Annotated in this window: 5 protein-coding genes; 3 read left to right on the top strand and 2 right to left on the bottom strand. The window is 45.9% G+C overall.

The window, feature by feature from the left end; genetic code table 11:
- The coding region (locus tag AS888_RS25540; protein ID WP_260320135.1) for a transposase at nt 1–254 on the top strand (254 nt) is incomplete at its 5' end.
- A gap of 151 nt (nt 255–405) precedes the next feature.
- On the opposite strand, the gene uvsE is transcribed toward AS888_RS25540, so the two are convergent.
- Together uvsE and cls are read right to left on the bottom strand one after the other, a co-directional pair.
- Nucleotides 406–1,359, bottom strand: coding sequence for a UV DNA damage repair endonuclease UvsE (gene uvsE / locus AS888_RS06245; protein ID WP_061141307.1), 954 nt, complete (start codon nt 1,357–1,359; stop codon nt 406–408).
- 23 nt (nt 1,360–1,382) lie between these two features.
- The gene (gene cls / locus AS888_RS06240; protein ID WP_260320133.1) at nt 1,383–2,585 is read right to left on the bottom strand and encodes a cardiolipin synthase; all 1,203 of its coding nucleotides are present in this window, start codon (nt 2,583–2,585) and stop codon (nt 1,383–1,385) included.
- Between the two features lie 301 nt (nt 2,586–2,886).
- Here cls and AS888_RS06235 point away from each other — a divergent pair, with 301 nt between their 5' ends.
- On the top strand, nt 2,887–5,016 hold the full coding sequence (locus tag AS888_RS06235; RefSeq protein ID WP_061141810.1) for a (Fe-S)-binding protein: 2,130 nt from the start codon (nt 2,887–2,889) through the stop codon (nt 5,014–5,016).
- Nucleotides 5,017–5,190: 174 nt separating this feature from the next.
- Nucleotides 5,191–6,381 (top strand): acetyl-CoA C-acetyltransferase, encoded by a 1,191-nt coding sequence (locus tag AS888_RS06230; protein WP_061141306.1) that lies wholly within the window; start codon nt 5,191–5,193, stop codon nt 6,379–6,381.
- Nucleotides 6,382–6,395: the final 14 nt, after the last annotated feature.

Raw genomic sequence — 6,395 nt, 5'->3', positions numbered from 1 at the left:
ACTCAGAGGTAGGACGCCCAAGTATTGATCCAGTTATTTTAGTTAAACTGACTTTCATTCAATATACCTTCGGTATTCGTTCCATGCGTAAAACGATTGAGCGTGTATTCGCAGATGCAAAAGAAAAGCATGGTATGCGTTGGACTACTTTAAGGGGACTTAAAAAATTGTCGATGCAGGCGATGCTTACTTTCGCTGCCATGAATTTAAAGAAGATGGCCACTTGGACATGGCAAGGTCCTAAAACGGCTTAACATAGTGGCTCGAAGAGCCCAAATCTCGTAACCTTTGGTCAAAATTTCAAAGGAATTTCAAAAGGGGTTCGGGATTTTTTAATTCCGAACCCCTTTTGTCTACAAACTGTAGCGACTGTTCCTAATGGGAACAGTCGCTTTTTTTGGACTTTCAGCATTCGACGGAGCCACCGCTGACCCTTTTTACACCGCGGACCTTGGCGATTTCTTCGATCAGCTGCAGCATGGCCCGATCCTTCATCTTGGCTTCGATCATGAAATCGACATCCTGCCTAAGCTCCCTAAGTGCTTTGAACAGGGGCATGATGAATTCCATATCAATATAATCAGCATGCGAGCGAAATTCACTTAATGATTTCGGGGAAGAAATATGGATCTTTGGGACCACTCCTGCGTTGCTCCACGTCTTGATGACCTCGGTGAGCAGCTCGTTAAGGGGCTCATCTGATAGGTTGGCCAGATGGTGGTGGTAATCGAAGACGAGCGGGATGCCTTCCCTTTTACATACACGGAGGGTTTCTGAGGCTGTATAGGTTTTATCGTCATTCTCGAAGGTCATTCTTGCCTTGACATGCTTTGGAAGCAATCTAAGGTTGTCATGGACCCTTACTAACGCTGACTCTTTATCACCATAGGCCCCGCCGACATGGATATTGATGAAAGAGGAATCGGCAATTCCCATGGCATCGAACATGTTATAGTGAAACTCCATATCCTTTACGGCATTATGTGTAATTCCTGGTTTGGGGCTCGTGAACAGCGTAAACTGGTTGGGATGAAAGCTCACCCGCATGTTATGTGCGGTAACCCATTCGCCAAGCTGCTTCCATTCCTTTTTGAAGGGAGTGACGAAATCCCATTCCACATCTGGGTGTGTGGCTAAAGGAACGATGGAGCTGGACATCCGGTAGATTTCTATTTGGTGGGCCGTGTTATATTGAAGGACCCTAAGGGTATTTTCAATGTTCTGCCTCGTCACACTCAGGAGCCGGTCCATTCCCGCTTCCGGGCCGAGCTCGCTATATCGCTTGAATGTAAGCGTCTTTGCTGGGGAGGCCTCCCATAAACAGGTCGCGTTGGATACAAATCCAAATCTTATCTTCATTTGCATTTTCTCCTTATACGATGTTAAAGAAAAGGGGAAAGGATGGAAGCCAGCGATTCTTTGGCTGTACGAACAAGATTCATGGAAGAAAGCTTGTCCCCGTTCATCAGCTTCGATTCCGCAACGTCCACTGCCAATTCCTTTTCTACATCTTCTATGAATGTCCGGTCATAAATCAAACAGTTGATTTCCCCATTTAAAAAACAACTTCGTTTATCAAAGTTAGCTGTCCCGATATCACAAATTGTATCATCAATCAGTATCACTTTAGAATGGTAGAACCCTCTCTGGAATTGCATGATGGCAGCTCCTTCTTTTATCAATACCCGGAAATAGGGAAATGAAGCCTCTTTTACTAGGGCATGATCGGAATTTTCGGGAACGATGACCGTTACGGAAACATTGCGTGAAAGGGCCTCCCTTAATTCATGAAACAGGGAGTTGCTTGGAATGAAGTATGGCGTGCCGATGATGATTTTTTCTTTAGCCTGACGAATCAAGCCAATCAAGGTCTGTTCTAAATCGCATCCATTCGTGACAACGACCTGATGTGCCTGCGACCCGGCTTTCAGGTTGGGAAAATATGCCGGTGTTCCCCGAAGATCCTCGTTTGTATCGTGAAACCAGTCCGAAAGAAAGACTTCCTGAAGGTCCTTGACCCCTTCCCCCGTCATTTTTAAATGGTAATCCCGCCAAGGGTTCAGCTTGTCCCCTTGATTTATATATTCCCTGCCGATATTAAAGCCGCCAAGATAGCCGATTTTCCCATCAATCACCGTGATTTTTCGATGATTCCTTTTTTGTATCGTATAGAAAAGAAAGGGGAGTTTCGGTTTAAAGCTGAAAGAAAAATGAACGCCGCTTCGTTTGAGCTGCCGAATGGTTGTCCTCGATATTTGCTTGCTTCCAACCCAATCGGCCAAAAGCCGTACCTCCACGCCCGTTTCCGCTTTCGTTTGCAGCAGCTTCAAAAAGTCCTTGCTGAACTGATCGTTTTTCACGATATAAAAAAGGATATGGATGGAATCCTGAGCGCGTTTGATTTCTTCCGTGAAATCCTCAAACAGGATTTTCCCTGACGTGAACACGGTCATCTCGCTTTTCCGAGGCGGATAGTTCGTGTTCGCTGCCTCCTTCGTATATCGCTTATGCCCCAGCTTTAAATCTATCAAGCACCAAGTGAAGATCAATAATATAATGGAGGCAAGCGTCGTGATTATCTTCAAAAAAATCCCCCCTACATGATTTACATGTAGTTTGGCTCTAATTCCCTGTTAGTAACCATAGAATGGAGTGAAGGGAATAGGCTTTTTTTATGTTATGGAAGGGAAAATATCCAGAATTGTCGAACTATAATGATTAGGGTGGAGAAAATCACATTTATTTTATAAAGAAAAAAGTTGACTGAATGCTCATTCATTATATAATGGAGGTAATCAAATTTCAGGAAAATGCCAAATTTTCTATTTATTAAAATGGTTGCCTGGCATTTTACAATTTACGAAGAGGGGGAAGGACTGCATGGAAATGAATGGCTTACTGTGGATCAACTTGATTGCTTTTCTACTTGTAACCGCTTACGCCGCTGGTTTATTTATCTATTTGATTAGAACTCGTTTAGCATATATAAAACTTGGCAAAAAAGTGGAATTCGATAACCGTGTAAAAGATCGTTTGGTTAAAATTGGGGTTTATGTATTTGGTCAGAAAAAGCTCTTCAAAGATAAAAAGAGCGGAATCATCCATGCGATGCTATTTTATGGCTTCATTTTAGTGCAATTTGGTGCACTTGACTTTTTCATTAAAGGGTTAAGGCCAGGGTGGCATTTGCCGTTAGGACCTCTTTATCCAGCCTTTACCTTCTTCCAGGAAATCGTGACGCTCACGGTTCTGGTGGCAATCCTTTGGGCTGGTTACCGCCGTTATGTTGAAAAGCTTGTCCGCCTGAAAAGGGATTTCAAAGCGGGATTGGTTGTCATCTTCATTACCGGCATCATGATTACCGTACTGCTGGGGAATGGAATGGGAATGATTTGGCATGAACATGATGCAACCTGGTCAGAGCCAGTCGCATCAAGCATAGCCTTCCTATTCGGCTGGATGGGAACAGCCGCAGCTACTGCCGTGTTTTATGTAGCTTGGTGGATGCATCTAATGATCATCTTATCGTTCCTTGTTTACATCCCGCAATCGAAGCATGCACACTTGATTGCCGGTCCGATCAATGTATTCTTGAACCGTCTGGACAATCCAGGGAAATTGAAGCCGGTCGATTTGGAAGAAGAGATCCTGGACAAAGAAGGCAACCAATATTATGGTGCCAAATATATCGAGGATTTGACACAATACCAAATGGTCGATCTTTATGCCTGCGTGGAATGCGGGCGCTGTACGAATATGTGTCCGGCAACCGGTACCGGGAAAATGCTGTCACCGATGGATATCATCATCAAGATGCGTGACCATTTAACGAATACAGGAGCTGCTGTAACAACGAAGCAGCCATGGGTGCCATCCTTTGTGTTCGGCAATACCACTGGAAATAAGATCGCTCTTGCCAGCAGCGGCGAGGGAGCCCAGGAATCGGCCGCAGCAATTGAAAGCTACAGCCCGAGCCTTATTGGCGAAGTCATTACGGAAGAAGAACTATGGGCTTGCACGACCTGCCGTAATTGTGAGGATCAATGCCCGGTAATGAATGAACATGTCGACAAAATCATCGATATGCGCCGATATTTAGTGCTGACCGAAGGCAGGCTTGATCCTGATGCCCAACGTGCAATGACCAATATTGAGCGTCAAGGAAACCCTTGGGGGCTGAACCGTAAAGAGAGAGAAGATTGGAGAACCTTGAGGGAGGATGTCAGTGTTCCTACCGTGAAGGAATTGCAAAAGGCAGACGAAGAATTCGAATATTTATTCTGGGTCGGTTCAATGGGATCTTACGATAACAGAAGCCAGAAGATTGCCCTTTCCTTTGCCAAGTTAATGAATGAAGCGGGCGTCAAATTCGCGATTCTGGGAAATAAAGAGAAAAACTCAGGGGATACCCCGCGTCGATTGGGTAATGAGTTTGTTTTTCAGGAGCTTGCCATGAAGAACATCGAAGAGTTCCAGAAGAACGACATCAAGAAAATCGTGACGATCGATCCGCATGCCTATAATATTTTTAAAAATGAGTATCCGGATTTTGGCTTGGAGGCGGAAGTGTACCACCATACGGAACTGCTTGCAAAGCTCGTCAGCGAAGGCAGGCTGGTGCCGCAATATCCAGTTAATGAAACGATTACTTTCCACGATTCCTGCTACTTGGGAAGGTACAATGAGGTATATAGCCCACCGCGTGAAATCCTGCAATCGATTGCTGGCGTGAAACTGATCGAGATGGAGCGCAACCGTGAAAAGGGCATGTGCTGTGGTGCCGGAGGCGGTTTGATGTGGATGGAAGAGGAAACAGGAAACCGCATTAATGTGGCGCGTACGGAACAAGCACTTGCCGTCAGCCCGACCGTTATCAGCTCGGGATGTCCTTATTGCCTGACCATGCTATCTGATGGGACGAAAGCAAAAGAAGTCGAGGAAAACGTTAAAACGTATGATGTAGCCGAGCTTCTCGAAAAAGCGATCATTGGTGAAAGCAAACCGATCGCATCTTAATCAATATATGATTGCCTGCTTCTTATATGATCGCTTTGAGGAAGCAGGCGATTTTTTTATTTAAATATTTAAATTATTGTCAAAATTATGTAAGATAATATTAAGCGCTTACATAACGTTCGGCTCCTTATTGAGCGAGCGTTCAATCAATTTTAATTGAGGGAGGAAATAAGGATGGCAAAAACAGTGATAATCAGTGGTGTGAGAACGCCCTTCGGTAAATTTGGCGGAGGCCTTAGCAGTTTTACGGCATCACAGCTTGGCGGGATGGCGATCAAGGAGGCACTTGAACGGGCTGGAATCGAGGGCGGGCAGGTCGATGAGGTAATCATGGGGAATGTGCTTCAGGCAGGTCAAGGGCAAATCCCTTCACGTCAGGCAGCCCGACATGCCGGTATTCCTTGGGAAGTGAAAACGGAAACGATTAATAAAGTATGTGCATCAGGGCTTCGCAGTGTCACAATGGCCGATCAGATCATTCGTTTAGGTGATGAGGAAATCATTGTTGCCGGGGGAATGGAGTCCATGAGCAATGCACCTTACATTCTTCCGAAGGCACGCTGGGGCTTAAGGATGGGCGATGCGCAGATGAAGGATACGATGATATCCGACGGACTTAGCTGCAGTTTCACAGGGGTACATATGGGCACTTACGGAAACAGTACTGCCGAGGATCTTGAAATTACCCGTGAGGAACAAGATGGCTGGGCTTACGATAGCCATCAAAAAGCGCTTAAAGCGATGGATGAAGGCATACTGGCAGAAGAAATCGTTGCCGTACAGGTTCCGGTCAGAAAAGGGGATCCGATTACGATCGAACATGATGAAGGACCAAGAAAGGATACATCTGCCGGGAAGCTCGCCAAATTAGGGCCTGCTTTTAATAACGAGGGAACGATTACGGCAGGGAATGCACCAGGAGTCAATGATGGAGCGGCGGCTCTCATATTGATGAGTGAGGAACGTGCCGAAAAAGAAGGGAAAGCTCCATTTGCTTATATTTTGGCACATGCCGAAGTGGCAGTTGAAGCGAAGGACTTCCCGAAAACGCCTGGCTTGGTCATAAATGAAATCCTGAAGAAGGCAGGCAAATCGGTGGAAGACATCGATTTATTCGAAGTGAATGAAGCATTTGCAGCTGTGGCACTGGCCAGCGGGAAGATTGCCGGCGTCGAGGCGGAAAAAGTGAATGTCAATGGAGGTGCAGTGGCCTTAGGTCACCCGATCGGGGCAAGCGGTGCCCGCATCATCATCACGCTCATGCATGAGTTGAAACGCCGTGGCGGGGGACTGGGCATAGCAGCGATCTGCAGTGGCGGCGGCCAAGGAGATGCGATCTTAATCGAGGTGCCAAAGCAAAGTTGATAGTTTCATAGATG

The organism is Peribacillus simplex, from assembly GCF_001542915.1.
Classification (GTDB): Bacteria; Bacillota; Bacilli; order Bacillales; family DSM-1321; genus Peribacillus; species Peribacillus simplex_B.
This window is presented reverse-complemented; position numbering and strand designations above follow the sequence as displayed.